This is a genomic window from Butyricimonas faecihominis (assembly GCF_033096445.1).
Lineage (GTDB): Bacteria > Bacteroidota > Bacteroidia > Bacteroidales > Marinifilaceae > Butyricimonas > Butyricimonas faecihominis.
Map to the genome: position 1 here is coordinate 4605993 of NZ_AP028155.1, position 15588 is coordinate 4621580.

The following is a 15588-nucleotide window of genomic DNA, read 5'->3' on the forward strand; positions in this document are numbered from 1 at the left end:
TGCTTTATGTTAGTAAAATCGAACTAATGTACACAAAATTGTTCAATTAATACGTTAAAATCGCTATTAAGTAAGTATATTTGTCTGTTTTTTATGGATAAAAGAATGTTAATATAATGATATGGAGAGTTTGAGAGTCTTTTGGGGAGAACTGGAAGCTTTTAGGTATGGGGTAATACTTCTGTTTGTGTTGACACTCACCTACATCTATCACGTTATTCGTCGGTGTGTGATCGTGTCTCGCAAAGTAAAACCGATAGATAAACAAGAGCATGAAGGGGTGTCGGTTATCATCACGTCACACAATAATGCGGAGTGTTTGAGGCGGAATTTACCGAGTTTTTTGATGCAAGCATACGATAATTTTGAGGTGATTGTGGTCGATGAATGTTCAGAAGATGACACGCAGGATGTATTGACCGAGATACAGAAAGATTATCCACAGTTGAGGTGTACGCGAATATTCCCGGACACGAAATTCAGATTTACTAAAAAATTGGCTATAAATATAGGTGTATTGGCAGCCAAGCATGATATATTGTTGTTTTCAGAGATCAATTGCCGTCCCTCTTCCATGTATTGGGTGAAGACCATGGAGTCATATTTTGATGAAAACACGGCGGCTGTCGTCGGTTTTGCAAATTATGATTTCACCGAGCAAAACGTGAGAAATTCGCGTATGTTTCGTTTCTTGCGCTTTATAAAGATGATGGTCATGGTGAAAAATAAAAAATATATTTTTGGGGATGGATGTAACATGGCTTACCGAAAATCGTATTATATAGAAAACCGTGGGTTCGCGAAGAATTCACAATCGTATTTAGGATACGATAATGATATGGTTAGAGAATTATCAAGGTTTGGGGCAATAAAGATGACAAAAGATCCGGACTCGTATGTGATAATTGATAAGAGTGACAAAAAAGGAGAAATAAACGAAGTTTCATATTATTATGCTAACAAGATGAGATTGGCAATGACGGAGAGGATTATGATAGATGGCGATATGATCGTGCGTTTGTTCTTTTATTTGACAGCTATTTGTTTGATTGTCTTAGGTTTTTACCCAATATACGTGTTTCTTGTCATGTTGACAGTATTTTTAACGGATGTAATTTTGTTAAATATTTGCGCTATTTGTCTGAAACAAAAAAAATTATTCCTAACTTCGTTTATTAGTTGACAGTATTTTTAACGGATGTAATTTTGTTAAATATTTGCGCTATTTGTCTGAAACAAAAAAAATTATTCCTAACTTCGTTTATTATTAGTACGATCGGTTTTGTTTATCGAGTGTACGAAAATGGATATTCATTTTTTAACAAGAGGAAATGGAGTTAACAAACAACTTGTCAGAGAAAGCTCTTTATGATTATAAGGTCGTGAAGAGGGCAATAACGGGAGATGAACAGGCTTATGCCGAGTTATTTAAGAGGTATAAGGATTCAGTATATTTTATGATACTGAAGATGGTGAATAACAGAACTGATGCGGAAGATTTAATGTTCGAGGCTTTCGAGAAAGCTTTCACGAGTTTGAATTACTATTCGCCTCAGTTTGCGTTTAGTACGTGGTTATTCAAAATTGCCTCTAATAACACGATTGATTTTATTCGGAAGAAAAAAGCCAAAATTGTTTCTTTGGATAAGGATGATATAAACCCTGATGATCGCGGGTATATCAATAGTGTACCGGCAGACGTGTTGAATCCGGAAGAGGAGACGATCCGTAAGCAGCGAGCTGAATTTATGCGGGAAAAAGTTGCCATGTTGAAAGGGCGTTACCGTAAATTGATAGAATTACGTTATTTTGAAGAGTATTCTTATGAAGAAATTGCTCAAGAGCTGGCCATTCCGTTAGGAACCGTGAAAGCTCAATTATTCCGTGCGAGAGAATTGCTATTGAATATTTTGCAGAATAGTGAAATCGCTCGGGAAAATGAAAGAGTTTAGCCTTCTATTTTTTTTTATATTCTTTTGCTTGGGAGTGCAAGGGCAGAGCCAAGATAAAGGCAATGTGTTTGTCACGGGTGTAGTTTGTGACCGGGACAGTATACGGCCATTACCGGAAGCGATCTTTCGGCTGGGGAAAGAGGTTCGAGGGGTTGATAAACAAGGGCGATTTTCATTGAGTGTACAAGTGGGGGATACCTTGCGTTTTTCGCATATAGGCTATGTTCCCATGCAAGTTGTTATTCCGGATAGTTTAAGAGAAAATGATTTCTTACTGGGGGTTTTTATGGTACGAGATACTGTTTTACTGTCGGAAGTTTTAATCTTGCCGCGTTTTCTTACGGGGGATTACAAGTCGAATGCTTTTTTGATGAATGCCCAGAACAATCTAAATCAAGCTATACATGCTGCGTCAAAACCGGTGAAAGCGATGGATCAGGAAATGAACAGGCGTATGATGATCGAGGATTTTGCCCGTAAGGTAGAAATGAAAGGAATGGTTGATGTGAAGTTAGGTATTGGAACTCAGTCTATCACAGCATTACAAGGATTGATGCGGGCTCGTCGGCAGGCGGAGAGAGGGAAAGTCATTAATATTGAGGAAATAGACCTGTTAAAGAAAATTTTTTATATAGAAAAAAGAGAAAAATCGGATAACTAAAGGAAGAAAGATTATCTTTGTATTCGAAACAAGCCTCGTGTGGGCCGAGATTTCAATGAATCGATTTATTAATAACAAAGTTACATTTTATGAAGAATTTGTCGATAGGATTAAATGTGTTATTGTTGATTGCTGTGATAGTTTTGTATATTTTGCATTTCAGTGGAAATAGTAAAAGTACGAGCAATCAAGGCGGTACTGTAACTATGAACGCTGATGCAAGAATTGTCTACATTAACATGGACACATTGCTTAACAATTATACTCAATCGAGAGAGTTGAATGAAGCGTTTTTAAAGAAATTGGAAGCCAATCGGACAGAGTTGAACATAAAAGTGAAGAACTTCGATCGTGAGGCTGCAGAGTTTCGGAATAAAGTGGAAAACGGTGGTTTTATGACTCGTGAAAGAGCCGAACAAGCCCAGATGGATTTGATGATCAAACAACAAAATTTGCAGAAATTGCAACAGGAAATGACCGAAAATGCTCAACGCGAGCAAATGGAAATAAACCGGAAGTTGTATGATGCGATCACAAATTTCTTGACAGAGTATAATAAAGCGAAAGGTTTCCAATTAATACTGAGTACGACGTTAGGCGGTAACGTGCTTTTCGCGCAAGAGGGATTTGATATTACCAATGATGTGGTAAATCAACTAAATGAACAATATAAGAAGAAATAAATAATAGCGAAGTGTGATAGAAGTCATTTTATCACACTTCTTGTTTGTTAGGTCCATAATAGTTGAGTCTTCGGTTTAAAGTCTATATTTTTATTATAAATGAATTTTAAATATACAATTGATATTACGGCTGATCCGGAGGAAGTCTTTACGGCATTGACGAATCCTTTTCAAATCGAACTGTGGAGTGGTTATCCCGCGGAAATGAAAGCAGAGGAAGGATTCGTGTTTTCTTTATGGGAGGGAGATATTTGTGGCGTGAATCTGGAGGTAAAGTCCAATCATTTGCTTGTTCAAGAATGGTTTTTCGGGGAGACGGATCAACGTTCTATTGTGACCATTAAATTAAAAAAAGACGGTCCCCGGACTCGTGTAGAATTAGAACATACAAATATTCCAGATGAGGTCTTCGAGGAGATCGTTGAAGGTTGGAAAGAGTATTACTTGGGTTCTATTAAGGGCCTATTGGAAATGTACTAATTCAGAATCAGTAAAAATACGGATTATTTTTTTGATTCTCGGTATTAACTTTGCCACAGAAATTATTCACTAAATTAATAAATTTCCAGATGAGCAAGTTAAAGATTTCCGAAGATTGGACCTCTACTATCGTGGGGTGGTTTATAATTCTTTTAGTCGTATTTCAATTAAAACCTCATTGGCCTTCTTTCAGTTGGCTGGATGCTGACGCATTAATGAATAAGGTTTTCACGTTGGATAACGTGGGACATGCTCTGATTGTTTTCTGTTTTATGTTCCTGATGGCATTGATTGCCGGGTTATTTACGGGTAAAAAATTGAAAATGATTGCTGCAAGTTTTCCGGTCGTGTTCTTCCTTACGCTTTTGGCCATGGTTGTCGGAGGAAATAAATTTCTAAAGGATTGGGGATTTGAAACCGTGATATTTAGTTTATTGATAGGACTTTTCATTAGTAATATATTTTATATTCCCAAGTGGTTGAAGGAGTCACTTTCTTCTGAACTATTCGTGAAGATCGGTTTGGTGTTACTTGGGACGACTGTACTCTTTGATGATTTGTTGAAAGCCGGGGCATTAGGATTGATTCAATCTTGTGTCGTTGTCTTTACCGTATGGAATTTCTGCTTTTGGTTATGTCGTAAAATGAAAATTGACAAAGAAATGTCATTGATGCTTTCCAGTGCTGTGTCCATTTGTGGCGTGTCTGCGGCTGTTGCTACTGCCGGAGCTATCAAGGGGGACAAAACAAAATTGTCATACGTGGTATCGTTAGTGTTGGTCGTGGCCGTGCCGATGATTTTGATCATGCCCGGTTTGGCTAAGTTGATGGGATTACCTGAGGATATGGCAGGGGCTTGGATTGGGGGAACGATTGACACGACCGGGGCCGTGGCTGCAACCGGAGCTATATATGGAGAAGTAGCCTTGCAGACAAGTACGATCGTGAAGTTCTCACAGAACGTGTTATTGGGAGTTGCGGCCTTCTTAATTAGTATTTATTGGTCTTATTCGAAGAAAGAGGTTACAGAAGAGAAACCGACGTTAAAAGTAATTTGGTTACGTTTTCCGAAATTCGTGTTGGGATTTGTTGCGGCTTCTCTTGTTTTTTCATTCTGCGTTGCTCCAGAGGTCGTGTCTGATGCTAAACCAATTTTGAAGAATATTCAAGGTATGTGGTTTGCCTTGGCATTTATGTCTATTGGGTTGGAGACGGATTTCAAAAGCTTGATAACCTCTGAAAATCGTCGTTCTACGTATGCTTTTCTGGGGGCGCAAGCGTTTAACGTGGTATTTACTTTATTTGTAGCCTGGATTCTTTTCGGACTAATCGCGTAACGGAGTTATAGAGTTTATAAGGTTACTTTATAAACTTTATGAACCTTGTGAACTTTATAAACTAAATATGATCGGATTACAGATATTGTTTGTAATTTTGTCCGTGATATTGAAGTTAAACAATAAAACCAGATAGAATATGAAATTTTTTATTGATACGGCAAATCTTGACCAGATTCGCGAGGCAAATGACCTTGGTGTGTTGGATGGTGTAACCACCAATCCGTCTTTAATGGCAAAAGAGGGTATCAAAGGTGACGAGAATTGTAGAAAACATTACGTTGAGATTTGCAATATCGTGGATGGTGATGTAAGCGCAGAGGTGATTGCGACTGATTATGAAGGTATGATTAAAGAGGGGGAGGAATTAGCCGCTTTGCACCCGAATATCGTGGTAAAAGTACCTTGTATTGCTGATGGCATTAAGGCTATCAAATATTTTACCAACAAGGGAATCCGTACGAATTGTACGTTAGTGTTCTCTCCGGGACAGGCTTTGTTGGCTGCTAAAGCTGGTGCAACTTACGTGTCTCCTTTCGTGGGACGTTTGGATGACATCAGTAGTGATGGGATCGAGTTGGTGGAAAAGATCGTGGATATGTATGCTTATTATGGTTTCAACACGCAAGTATTGGCCGCTTCAATTCGCCACACACAACATATCATTCAATGTATTGAGGCTGGGGCGGACGTTGCAACCTGCCCGTTGAGTGCGATCAAAGGTTTGTTAAAACACCCGCTGACGGATTCCGGTTTGGCTACGTTCTTGGCTGATCATAAGAAAGTGAATTCATAATTTACGATCATGCTTGTACGTTTATTCGAGGACAATCCCAATGATCGGGAGATTCGAAAGATCGTTGAGCTCTTGCGTGATGGTGGTGTTATCATTTACCCGACGGACACGATTTACGCGATCGGGTGTGATATAAATAGCGTGAAGGCCGTTCAACGGGTTTCGGCTATTCGTGGTGTGAAAGCAGAGAAAGCAAATTTCTCGATGATCTGTAAGGATCTGGGAAACATCGCTGCTTATGCAAAAGTAAGTAATGAAGAGTTTCGGTTGATGAAACAATATTTACCGGGACCATATACTTTTGTGTTGCCGGCTACCAGTAAGTTGCCCAATGTCTTAATGAATAGACGTAAAACAATAGGTATTCGAATACCCAAAAATTTTATTGTTCAGGCTATTGTCGAAGAGCTGGGCGGACCTTTGCTGACCACTTCTGTGAAAGCTGCTGAAGGAGAAGTCGAGGAATATATCACTGATCCGGAATTGATTCATGAGAAGTATAATCGTCTAGTTGATCTGGTCATAGACGGAGGATATGGGAATAATATTCCTTCGACAGTGATTGATTGTACGGGGGATGAAATTATTGTCACGAGGCAGGGATTGGGTGAATTGTAGGATATTTTTTAAGAATAGAGAGGCAGATAATTTCATCCGCCTCTCTATTCTTTTAGTAACGAGGTATTCCGGAATCTAAGCTCCGAAAATACCTCTCTTTGGGTGAGATCCAAATTATCTTGTGGGGGTAGAGATTACTTTTTCCAGAATGTTTTACTGAATAGAACGAGAACCGTGAATATTTCCAGACGTCCGACCATCATCAGAATGGATAAAAATATCTTGGCAAAGTCGTGTAGATTCGCAAAATTGTCCATAGGTCCAATCTCTCCAAATCCGGGACCCACGTTACTCATACTAGAGATAACAGCGCTACAAGCTGTGGCTATATCCTGAGTAAATAGTGACATGATTAGGCTGGAGATAGCGAAAATAAACATATACAGGATAAAGAAGCCCATCACTCCGGTCATAATATTGGGGTGAACGCTTTTCCCGTTATACTTGACATTGATAATTCCGTTAGGATGAATGATCCGTTTCATTTCGATAAACGAGTTTTTGAATAATAGATTGAGCCGGATACATTTTAAGCCACCCGAAGTTGAACCAGCACAGGCCCCGATGAATAAGAGTGCAAAGATGATGGCACCCGTGAGAGGTGGCCATAATAGATAGTCTGCGGTAGCGAATCCCGTTGTTGTCAGAATGGTAACTACTTGAAATATAGATTCTCGGATGCTTAATTCTAAGTTTGCATAACCGTTTAGGAATAGAACGATTGCGATGATTGCACTGGCTCCTAACGTGATGTAAAGATATAATTTGAACTCTTCATCATGAAACAATTTGCGGAATTTGCCGTGCAACATGACATAGAGTAAGCCGAAATTCGTTCCGGCAATAAACATGAATATAATGACCACATATTGGATGTATGCGGAGTCCCAATAGGCAAGGCTGGCTTGTTTGGTCGAATATCCTCCAGTAGCCATTGTTGTGAATGCGTGACAGATGGCATCAAAGAGATCCATATTTCCCAATAACAGTAAAATAGCTTGGGCAGCAGTTAGTGAAATATAGAGATACCACATACGTCGGGCTGTTGATTTGAAGGTTGCCGTAAATTTGTCATGTGTCGGACCTGGTACTTCGGCTACGAAGAGATCACGTCCCTCGATTCCCAAGCCGGGGATGATAGCTAAAAGTAACACGATGATACCCATACCGCCCATCCATTGAGTTAGGGAGCGCCAGAATAGAGTGGCATGTGGTAAGGCCTCGACGTTGTTTATTACCGAGGAACCTGTTGTTGTGAAACCGGACATGGTTTCGAATATGGCGTCAACAATTGACGGAATTGTTCCTCCGAATAAGTAAGGTAAGCAACCGAAGATGGTGAAGATGATCCACGTGCAGGTTACAATAAAATAGCCGTCTTTTTTAGCAAGTACCCGGTCTTTGACTTTCACTGTAAATGTCATGAGGCTCCCGACTCCCAGCGTGATGATCGCAGAGTAAACGAAAGCCATGAGATCGTTCTCCCCGTATATCAAGGCGACAATAATGCATAAGATAAGGAATGCGCTTTCTACAAATAATAGTTTCCCTATAATGTTGGTAATGAACCTAAAGTTGATCATTTTTGAAACAATTTGATTACTTTCTTCACGGCACTAGGTAAGGCGAAAATGACTACCTTGTCTCCTGCCTCGATCTGTACGTCTCCTTTAGCTATAATGGCATCCCCGTTACGGATAACACCCCCGACAGTTGCATTCTCCGGAAAATTCATATCTGCCAAAGTTTTACGGGTGATCTTGGAACCCGGTTCTGCTGTAACTTCGAAAACCTCAGCTTCCGAGAACGTGAGGAATTTCAAATGCTTTACATCCACGTTCATCGTGTAACGATAAATATGAGAGGCTGCAATTAATTTCGTGTTCACGAGAGTGCCAATACCGATGTTTTCTGCCAGATCAATGTAGTCGATATTCTCGACTTCAGCCACGCTCTTTTTTACCCCGAGCTTTTTAGCTAACAAGCAGGACAGAATGTTGGTTTCGGACGAGTGGGTTACACTGATAAAGGCATCCGTGTTTTTTATTCCCTCTTCTCGTAATAAGGCCAAATCTCTTCCGTCACCATTGATTACCAGCGTGGATTTTAATTTGTCGGCGATGAGAATACATTTCTCCCGATCCTTTTCGATAATCTTCACGTTGTAATTTTTCTCTAACAGAGAAGCTGTTTTGATACCGATACGAGAACCTCCCACAATAACAACATTCTTAACTTCATATTGTGATTTGCCACAAAGAGCGAATACATTGGGGACATAGAAAGGCTTGGTTACAATAAATACCAAGTCTCCATAGCGGAAAGAGTCATTTCCTCGCGGGATAATAGTGTGATCTGCTCGTTTGATAGCCACGACGCGGAAATGCTGGGCACCGTAACGTTCTGCCATTTTTATCAAGGTTAAGTTGAGTACCGGGGCATTCTCCCAAAGTTTGATTCCTAATAATTGCAGGCGGCCATCAGAGAATTCGTGTAACTGCCTTGAACCACTCTGTTTTAAGGAGGCTACAATTTCTTCCGCAGCCAATCGTTCCGGGTAAATCAGCGAATCAATACCGATCATTTTCAAGTACTCTTTGTTCTCGTCTTCCAAATATTCACTATTGTTTACCCGGGCAATGGTTTGTTTGGCCCCGAGTTTTTTAGCCAAGATCGCTGAGTTGATATTTTGATCTTCTTGGTGATTGACTGCAATAAACAAATCACACTTGTGTACTCCTGCATCTTTCAATGCACCAATTGAGGTACAAGATCCCACAATTGACATAACATCCAATTGATTACCCAGTAATTCCAATTTTTCTTCATCGCTGTCAATCAGCATGATATTATGTTCTTGCTTGCTAAGCATATTCGCGAGATGTGTCCCCACTTCTCCTGCTCCCGCTATGACTATGTCCATTTTAGTTAGGTGTTAATTAACGAGCAAAATAAAGCATTATAATCCGAATTCCATAAAAAAATGCCTATATTTTCAAGATAATTGTTCCCACTTCGCTTGTCTTGAAAAACGGGATCTGGTTCTTGAGACAGAACTTTTGCCAAGCTTGCGTGCAGCGACCCGTGTTCGAGTTGTCCATGATAATTTGCTGCGGATGGAACTTGAGTGAGTCGGGTGGGTAAATATTTTCGGTAATGATGACAATGTCTTCATTCGAAAATGTAGGGTAAGTGTGGTCAATTATTGATATAGAACATTGAGGAGATGACAGGTGATTCCGAATGAATTTTATTTGTTGTCCGACAAAAGCCTCATGGGTGGGTAAAGCTTGTAAGTGATTGGCTGTGATATAAGTGGACAAACCGTCATCGGGATTCGTGGTTTTGAGGTAAGTGTAATAACCCTTGTAATTCAATAAAATAGCGGAATGTTTGTAGAGATTACGAATCACGATTTCCTGATGGTTTTGTATATAGAACGTGAAACAGCCATGAAAAACGAGCAATATACTCATGCTATAACAGATAAATTTAAGGACGTGACGTTTTCTCGTGATCAAATAAATGATGACAAGGACGATGATGAGATAAAATAGTATGACGTGGGTTGCCGTCGGGTATAAATCCGGTAAGTTTATCACGATTTTGGAAAATAGTTGTAGGCTGAAAATAAATAGATGTGTTAGACTTATGATGATATATGACAAATAAAAATTGATGAATCCCGGTAATGCAAGTAGCAGGATTCCTCCATATAAAAGGAAAGAAGCGGCGGGTACTGCGATAAGATTTATGAAGATACTGTTCAAACTGATGGAATGGAAATAGTAAGCCATGATGGGTAATGTCATGACTTGTGCAGAAAAACTAATGCAGAGTAGCGTGTATAAGGGGCGGAAGAACTTGTGCATCTTTTTAATTCGCATCAATGGGTAAATTAGAATGATCCCGGTGTAGGCTGCGTATGACATTTGGAAACTGACAGAATAGAGTAATTCCGGATTGATAAGAAGTGAAAAAAAGGCCGCAGCGGCAATGGCATTCAAGGGAATTGTTTCTTGCTTGAATACCTCTCCAATCGTAATAAAGCTTAGGATGGTTGCTGCTCTACAAGCAGAGGGGGAGAGGCCGGTAATGCAGGCGACGAACCATATTAGCGGAATCAGAATCAAACGGGATTTTCTACTTTTAAAATGGAATAACCTTAATAGGCACAAGAAAAATGCGAATATAGCTCCTATATGTAATCCAGATATGGCAAGAATATGAATCGTTCCCGTGTTTTGGAATAGTTCTTTCGTATCAGAAGTGATTTCTTGTCTACATCCCAGGCAAAGAGCTGCTAATAGCTTGTACGTCGTGCTATCTGGGATGACCTGTTGTAGTTTAGTTGCTAAGTTATTTCGAATCATGTGACACACGGAATAAAGGTCTTGCGAGTGTCCGGTTTTATGGATTTCACCAACCGGAAAGCCTTTGGCCTGTATACCTTGATGTTGTAAGTAGTTGTTGTAATTGAAATCATGGCGATTATGTGAGGTTTGTAAAGGGTATAATCTTATCAGCCCGGAAAGGGAATCCCCAACCGAGACTTTCATGGAATCTGGAATTTGTAAATACGTGCATAAATGAGGTGAGGAAATGACAAGCTTTCCGGGGGAAAGAATTTGATTGCAGCGTCCTGTTAATTGATAAGTTTTGCCTGCAGTGATCGAGGGTGTCTTGGTTTCCGATAGATATATCCCCGTGGAGAAAAGTTCAGTAAAAGCGAGTAGTACAAACGGAAGGCCGGAACGAACTTTCTGGATAATGAAAAGCAGGGAAAAAGATATAATAATGACACCTAAAATGAACGTCGAAGGAAAGCTTGATAAATATTGACTGGCAGTAATTCCCAAGATCAACGGGATCACGAGAAAGAGAAAAGGAAATCTATGCCAGTAAATAGGGCGCAAACTAATTTCAAATTTTAGATTTTAAATTGAATGATTGACTGGCTCAAACAAGATAAGGTCCGAAGAATTCATGGATGTTATGAACCTTACGGACCTTATAAACTTACTTGGGTAATACTACCCTGTAACTTTGTTTGAATTTTCCGGCACTGATGTTATTCAGTTTTCCTTTGAGTAAACGTTTTTTCAATGCAGATAGGTGATCCGTGAAGACAATCCCGTCTAGATGATCGTACTCGTGCTGGATAATGCGGGCACGGGTTCCCGTGAATTCTTCCACGTGTTCTACCCAGTTTTCATCCCGGTAGGTAATTTTTATCCGGTCTTTTCGCATAACATCTTCGTGGATACCGGGAATACTTAGGCAACCTTCGTTGAAAGGTACGTCATCGCCCGAACGCTCTAAGATATGTGCGTTGATAAAAGCTTTCTTAAAATCCTTGCAATCCGGATCCAGTTCCTCGAATGGGGACCCGTCGATTACGAAAATACGAATGTTTTTTCCAATTTGCGGGGCAGCTAGTCCGACTCCATCTGATTCGTACATTGTTTGCCACATATCGTCGAGTAATTTACTCAATCCCGCATATTCCGGGGTGATGTCTTCGGAAACTTTCCGAAGAACCGGATGTCCATAAATGTAAATAGGTAAAAGCATTTTTAAATATTCAGATTTCTTTGTGATTCCATATACGATTGCAATATAATCGTTGCACTAATAGCATCGATTATCGCTTTGTCTTGACGTTGTTTCTTTTTTGCCCCTCCTTCAATCATGGCTTTGTGGGCCAGTACGGAAGTGAAACGTTCGTCATACATAACGATGGGTATATCCGGTAGCTTACGACCGAGAGCGGTAAGAAAAGGTTTGATATAGGTCATGCTTTCCGAATCAGTGTTGTCCATTTGCTTGGGATGTCCCACAACAATCAAGTCTACCTTCTCTTTCAAGCAATAGTTCTGCAAAAATTGCAATACCTCATGTGATCTGACCGTGGTTAGACTGTTGGCAATAATTTGGCATGGATCGGTAACGGCTATGCCCACTCTCTTTTTTCCGTAATCAATAGCAATAATTCTTCCCAATCGATTATTCCTTTACAATGATGAAAATATCCTCGTTTTCTTTCTTCATTAAATACTGCTCTCTAGCAAACTTCTCTAGGTTATCCCGGCTTCCCAACAACTCCTCTTTCTTACGTTTGTCCTCTTCTATCTTCTCCCGGTAATACTTTTGTTCGTTCTCCAATTGGTTGATTTTTGAACGCAACTGTAACCGGTCGATAAAACTGTATTTATCGAACAGAGCGATCCAGATAACAAATAGCAGCCCCACGAAAGTGTATTTGTTTGCAAATCGCTGGAACAAATTTCTCGATGATGGTTTGTTTTCGTTTTGCATATCGCAAAGGTACAAAAAAAGAGACGGTTAAGAGAAATAAATGATAAATTTTTTCCGAATGGTCAAAAGTCCGGTTTTTACGCTGCATATTTATAAAAACGGGGAGAATATTTATACAATGAATTGATTTACAATATTTTGTGTTTTGATAAAAAAGGATTTTACCTATTTTTTGTATAACTAATTTCGCTAGCTTTGTGGACGCAGAATTTTTCGAATAGAAAAGAAGATAATAAATAAAATACGAGTAATGGAAAAAAAATTAGCAGTTATCGCGTTGGGAGGTAATGCTCTTTTGAGAGGAAATCAAAAAGGTACTATTGAAGAGCAAAATGCCAATACCATCGACACTTTGGAGAATTTGGTATATTTAATAAAAGAAGGATATAATCTGATTATTTCTCATGGAAACGGTCCTCAGGTTGGAAACGTTTTGATGGATAACGCTGCCGGTGTGGAGAAATATGACAATGCCGCTATGCCATTGGATGTTTGTGTGGCTTTCACGCAAGGACAAATCGGGTACATGATTGAACGTAATTTACGTAATATCTTGAAAGAACACGGGCTACAACGTAACGTGATCTCCATGGTATCACAGGTGATTGTTGACAAGAACGATCCGGCTTTACAGAATCCGACCAAACGGGTAGGAAAAATTTACATGAAGGATGAGGCTGATAAATTAGCTCAAGAGAAAGGTTGGGTGTTCAAAGAAGAGATCAAGGTAGAAGGTGGTTGGCGTCGAGTGGTTCCTTCGCCGGATCCGAAAGATTTTATGAATGCTGATTTGGTAGAGCGTTTGGCTCGTGAAGGAAACATCGTGATCACGACCGGTGGGGGTGGTATTCCGGTATATATTGATGAGAAAGGTGATATTCAACCGATCGAAGGGGTAATCGACAAGGATTTGGCTTCAGCCATGGTTGGAACCCGTGTAAAAGCGGATGAATTCTATATTTTGACGGATGTGCCTTATATTTATAAGGATTACAAGAAACCAACAGAGAAAAAATTGGAATTCCTTGATTATGCCGATACGATGAAGTATTTGGAAGAGGGAGTTTTTGCGGAAGGTAGTATGGCCCCGAAAATTCGGGCTTGTTTGCGCTTCGTGAAAGCCGGAGGGCAAAAATCCGTTATCACGGAGGCAACCAAGTTGGAAGATCGGAGATATGGTTCCAAGATTACAATGGAATACGAGGATGACAGAAGATAATTGAGAATTTAAAACTAAGAATTGGTTTTAGTTTTCGTTAGGATATATTATTTTTGACCGTTTTTATAAAAGAAAGATGCTTGTTATTTTTCAATTTGAAATTTAAAATCATAAATCTAAAATAAATAAAGTTATGGCTTTTAATTTGAGAAACAGAAACTTTTTGAAGTTATTAGACTTCACTCCGAAAGAGATTAAATACATGTTGGATTTGGCTGCTGATTTAAAGAAAGCAAAATATGCCGGCACCGAGCAACCTCGTTTGAAAGGTAAGAATATCGCTTTGATATTCGAGAAAACTTCAACTCGTACCCGTTGCGCTTTTGAAGTTGCAGCTTATGACCAAGGTGCTCATGTAACTTATCTTGGTCCTTCCGGATCTCAAATTGGAGTAAAAGAATCTATGGCTGATACGGCTCGCGTATTGGGACGTATGTTTGATGGTATCGAGTATCGCGGTTTTGCTCAGGATATTGTTGAAGAATTGGCTCGTTATGCAGGAGTTCCGGTATGGAACGGTTTGACCAATGAATTCCACCCGACTCAGATTCTGGCAGACTTTTTAACGATGATGGAGCATACCGACAAACCGTTGAATAAAGTGACTTTCGCTTATCTTGGTGATGCTCGTTTCAACATGGGTAACTCGTTGATGGTAGGTGGAGCTAAAATGGGTATGGATGTTCGTATTGTTGCTCCGAAAGAATTGCAACCGGATGCAGAATTGGTTGCTACTTGCAAGGCTATTGCAGAAGAGACTGGCGCTACTGTTACTATCACGGATAATGTAGAAGAAGGTGTGAAAGGTTGCGATTTCTTGTACACTGACGTATGGGTATCTATGGGCGAGCCTGCAGAAGTATGGGCAGAGCGTATCAAATTGTTGACCCCGTACCAAGTGAATAAGAGAGCTATGGAATTGACTGGAAACAAGAACTGCAAATTCATGCACTGCTTGCCGGCATACCATAACTTGGAAACCCAAGTAGGTCGTGACGTTTACAAACAATTCGGAATGAACGGATTGGAAGTAACCGAGGAAGTATTCGAATCAGAGAACTCTATCGTGTTCGACGAGGCAGAAAACCGTATGCACACGATCAAGGCTGTGATGGTTGCTACTTTGGGTGACTAATTACGTATAGGTCTTTTTACTAAGAATATATTCCGGGCGGTCCTGTCGTAGAAATTCGACAGGGCTGCTCTTTTTGTTTCCTTATGATGTTCGTGGTTGAGAAATACACGTAATACAATTAAAAATTATTTGTGAGGAAGGTTATTCTTCTGCTGACGATCAGGTGTATGCCGTGTTGTACGAAACCGTGTTGAAGAGAGGTAAGCTTATTTTGTTGAGAGCTCGTGGAGAGAACGGGAACACGAGTGAATCCTTGCCGGAAGAGTGGGATCCTGCGAATGTGAAAGGATATGCTTTTGCTACCACGAAAAATGGGAAAGCTGCATCGGATAGTGTTTGTCTGACGATAGCTTGATAAAAAGTGAAGCCTCCTGAAAGGGAGGCTTTAT

Annotated in this window: 17 protein-coding genes; 11 read left to right on the forward strand and 6 right to left on the reverse strand. The window is 39.9% G+C overall.

What is annotated here, in order from left to right; genetic code table 11:
- Positions 1–121: 121 nt before the first annotated feature.
- The 8 genes from R8806_RS19085 to R8806_RS19120 all read left to right on the forward strand — a co-directional run bounded on the left by R8806_RS19085 (position 122) and on the right by R8806_RS19120 (position 6527).
- Positions 122–1183 (forward strand): glycosyltransferase, encoded by a 1062-nt coding sequence (locus R8806_RS19085; protein ID WP_151412192.1) that lies wholly within the window; start codon positions 122–124, stop codon positions 1181–1183.
- 148 nt (positions 1184–1331) lie between these two features.
- On the forward strand, positions 1332–1952 hold the full coding sequence (locus tag R8806_RS19090; protein WP_027201599.1) for an RNA polymerase sigma factor: 621 nt from the start codon (positions 1332–1334) through the stop codon (positions 1950–1952).
- A complete protein-coding gene (locus tag R8806_RS19095) occupies positions 1939–2613 on the forward strand; it encodes a hypothetical protein (protein ID WP_124316230.1) in 675 nt (224 codons plus the stop codon). Before R8806_RS19090 ends, R8806_RS19095 begins: the two co-directional genes overlap by 14 nt.
- Before the next feature lie 89 nt (positions 2614–2702).
- Positions 2703–3296, forward strand: coding sequence for an OmpH/Skp family outer membrane protein (locus tag R8806_RS19100; RefSeq protein ID WP_124316229.1), 594 nt, complete (start codon positions 2703–2705; stop codon positions 3294–3296).
- 99 nt (positions 3297–3395) lie between these two features.
- Entirely contained in the window at positions 3396–3776 is a 381-nt protein-coding gene (locus R8806_RS19105) for an SRPBCC domain-containing protein (protein WP_124316228.1), read from the forward strand.
- Positions 3777–3865: 89 nt separating this feature from the next.
- Complete coding sequence (locus tag R8806_RS19110; protein WP_124316227.1) at positions 3866–5113, forward strand: YeiH family protein; 1248 nt, start codon at positions 3866–3868, stop codon at positions 5111–5113.
- A 139-nt stretch (positions 5114–5252) separates the two neighbouring features.
- The gene (gene fsa, locus R8806_RS19115) at positions 5253–5909 is read left to right on the forward strand and encodes a fructose-6-phosphate aldolase (protein WP_027201604.1); all 657 of its coding nucleotides are present in this window, start codon (positions 5253–5255) and stop codon (positions 5907–5909) included.
- Positions 5910–5918: 9 nt separating this feature from the next.
- Entirely contained in the window at positions 5919–6527 is a 609-nt protein-coding gene (locus R8806_RS19120) for an L-threonylcarbamoyladenylate synthase (protein WP_124316226.1), read from the forward strand.
- A gap of 134 nt (positions 6528–6661) precedes the next feature.
- On the opposite strand, the gene R8806_RS19125 is transcribed toward R8806_RS19120, so the two are convergent.
- From R8806_RS19125 to R8806_RS19150, 6 genes are all read right to left on the reverse strand, one after another.
- The gene (locus tag R8806_RS19125) at positions 6662–8110 is read right to left on the reverse strand and encodes a TrkH family potassium uptake protein (protein ID WP_124316225.1); all 1449 of its coding nucleotides are present in this window, start codon (positions 8108–8110) and stop codon (positions 6662–6664) included.
- Entirely contained in the window at positions 8107–9450 is a 1344-nt protein-coding gene (gene trkA / locus R8806_RS19130) for a Trk system potassium transporter TrkA (protein ID WP_087421583.1), read from the reverse strand. Before trkA ends, R8806_RS19125 begins: the two co-directional genes overlap by 4 nt.
- A gap of 64 nt (positions 9451–9514) precedes the next feature.
- Positions 9515–11443, reverse strand: coding sequence for a ComEC/Rec2 family competence protein (locus tag R8806_RS19135; RefSeq protein ID WP_164719580.1), 1929 nt, complete (start codon positions 11441–11443; stop codon positions 9515–9517).
- Positions 11444–11546: 103 nt separating this feature from the next.
- Entirely contained in the window at positions 11547–12101 is a 555-nt protein-coding gene (def, locus tag R8806_RS19140) for a peptide deformylase (RefSeq protein ID WP_151412191.1), read from the reverse strand.
- Positions 12102–12103: 2 nt separating this feature from the next.
- Entirely contained in the window at positions 12104–12529 is a 426-nt protein-coding gene (ruvX, locus tag R8806_RS19145; RefSeq protein WP_124318475.1) for a Holliday junction resolvase RuvX, read from the reverse strand.
- Positions 12530–12533: 4 nt separating this feature from the next.
- Positions 12534–12779: an FtsB family cell division protein gene (locus R8806_RS19150; RefSeq protein ID WP_229783039.1), complete on the reverse strand. Its 246-nt coding sequence runs from the start codon at positions 12777–12779 to the stop codon at positions 12534–12536.
- Positions 12780–13095: 316 nt separating this feature from the next.
- Here R8806_RS19150 and R8806_RS19155 point away from each other — a divergent pair, with 316 nt between their 5' ends.
- The 3 genes from R8806_RS19155 to R8806_RS19165 all read left to right on the forward strand — a co-directional run bounded on the left by R8806_RS19155 (position 13096) and on the right by R8806_RS19165 (position 15554).
- Positions 13096–14064, forward strand: a complete 969-nt coding sequence (locus R8806_RS19155) for a carbamate kinase (RefSeq protein WP_151412190.1) — start codon at positions 13096–13098, stop codon at positions 14062–14064.
- Positions 14065–14197: 133 nt separating this feature from the next.
- On the forward strand, positions 14198–15199 hold the full coding sequence (locus R8806_RS19160) for an ornithine carbamoyltransferase (protein WP_124316046.1): 1002 nt from the start codon (positions 14198–14200) through the stop codon (positions 15197–15199).
- Between the two features lie 163 nt (positions 15200–15362).
- On the forward strand, positions 15363–15554 hold the full coding sequence (locus R8806_RS19165; protein WP_124316047.1) for a hypothetical protein: 192 nt from the start codon (positions 15363–15365) through the stop codon (positions 15552–15554).
- Positions 15555–15588 lie beyond the last annotated feature (34 nt).

Excerpts from the sequence above, each read along its gene's own strand:
- R8806_RS19085 (WP_151412192.1), top strand. The coding sequence starts at position 122 with ATGGAGAGTTTGAGAGTCTTTTGGGGAGAACTGGAAGCTTTTAGGTAT.
- R8806_RS19090 (WP_027201599.1), top strand. The coding sequence starts at position 1,332 with ATGGAGTTAACAAACAACTTGTCAGAGAAAGCTCTTTATGATTATAAG.
- R8806_RS19095 (WP_124316230.1), top strand. The coding sequence starts at position 1,939 with ATGAAAGAGTTTAGCCTTCTATTTTTTTTTATATTCTTTTGCTTGGGA.
- R8806_RS19100 (WP_124316229.1), top strand. The coding sequence starts at position 2,703 with ATGAAGAATTTGTCGATAGGATTAAATGTGTTATTGTTGATTGCTGTG.
- R8806_RS19105 (WP_124316228.1), top strand. The coding sequence starts at position 3,396 with ATGAATTTTAAATATACAATTGATATTACGGCTGATCCGGAGGAAGTC.
- R8806_RS19110 (WP_124316227.1), top strand. The coding sequence starts at position 3,866 with ATGAGCAAGTTAAAGATTTCCGAAGATTGGACCTCTACTATCGTGGGG.
- fsa (WP_027201604.1), top strand. The coding sequence starts at position 5,253 with ATGAAATTTTTTATTGATACGGCAAATCTTGACCAGATTCGCGAGGCA.
- R8806_RS19120 (WP_124316226.1), top strand. The coding sequence starts at position 5,919 with ATGCTTGTACGTTTATTCGAGGACAATCCCAATGATCGGGAGATTCGA.
- R8806_RS19125 (WP_124316225.1), bottom strand. The coding sequence starts at position 8,110 with ATGATCAACTTTAGGTTCATTACCAACATTATAGGGAAACTATTATTT.
- trkA (WP_087421583.1), bottom strand. The coding sequence starts at position 9,450 with ATGGACATAGTCATAGCGGGAGCAGGAGAAGTGGGGACACATCTCGCG.
- def (WP_151412191.1), bottom strand. The coding sequence starts at position 12,101 with ATGCTTTTACCTATTTACATTTATGGACATCCGGTTCTTCGGAAAGTT.
- R8806_RS19155 (WP_151412190.1), top strand. The coding sequence starts at position 13,096 with ATGGAAAAAAAATTAGCAGTTATCGCGTTGGGAGGTAATGCTCTTTTG.
- R8806_RS19160 (WP_124316046.1), top strand. The coding sequence starts at position 14,198 with ATGGCTTTTAATTTGAGAAACAGAAACTTTTTGAAGTTATTAGACTTC.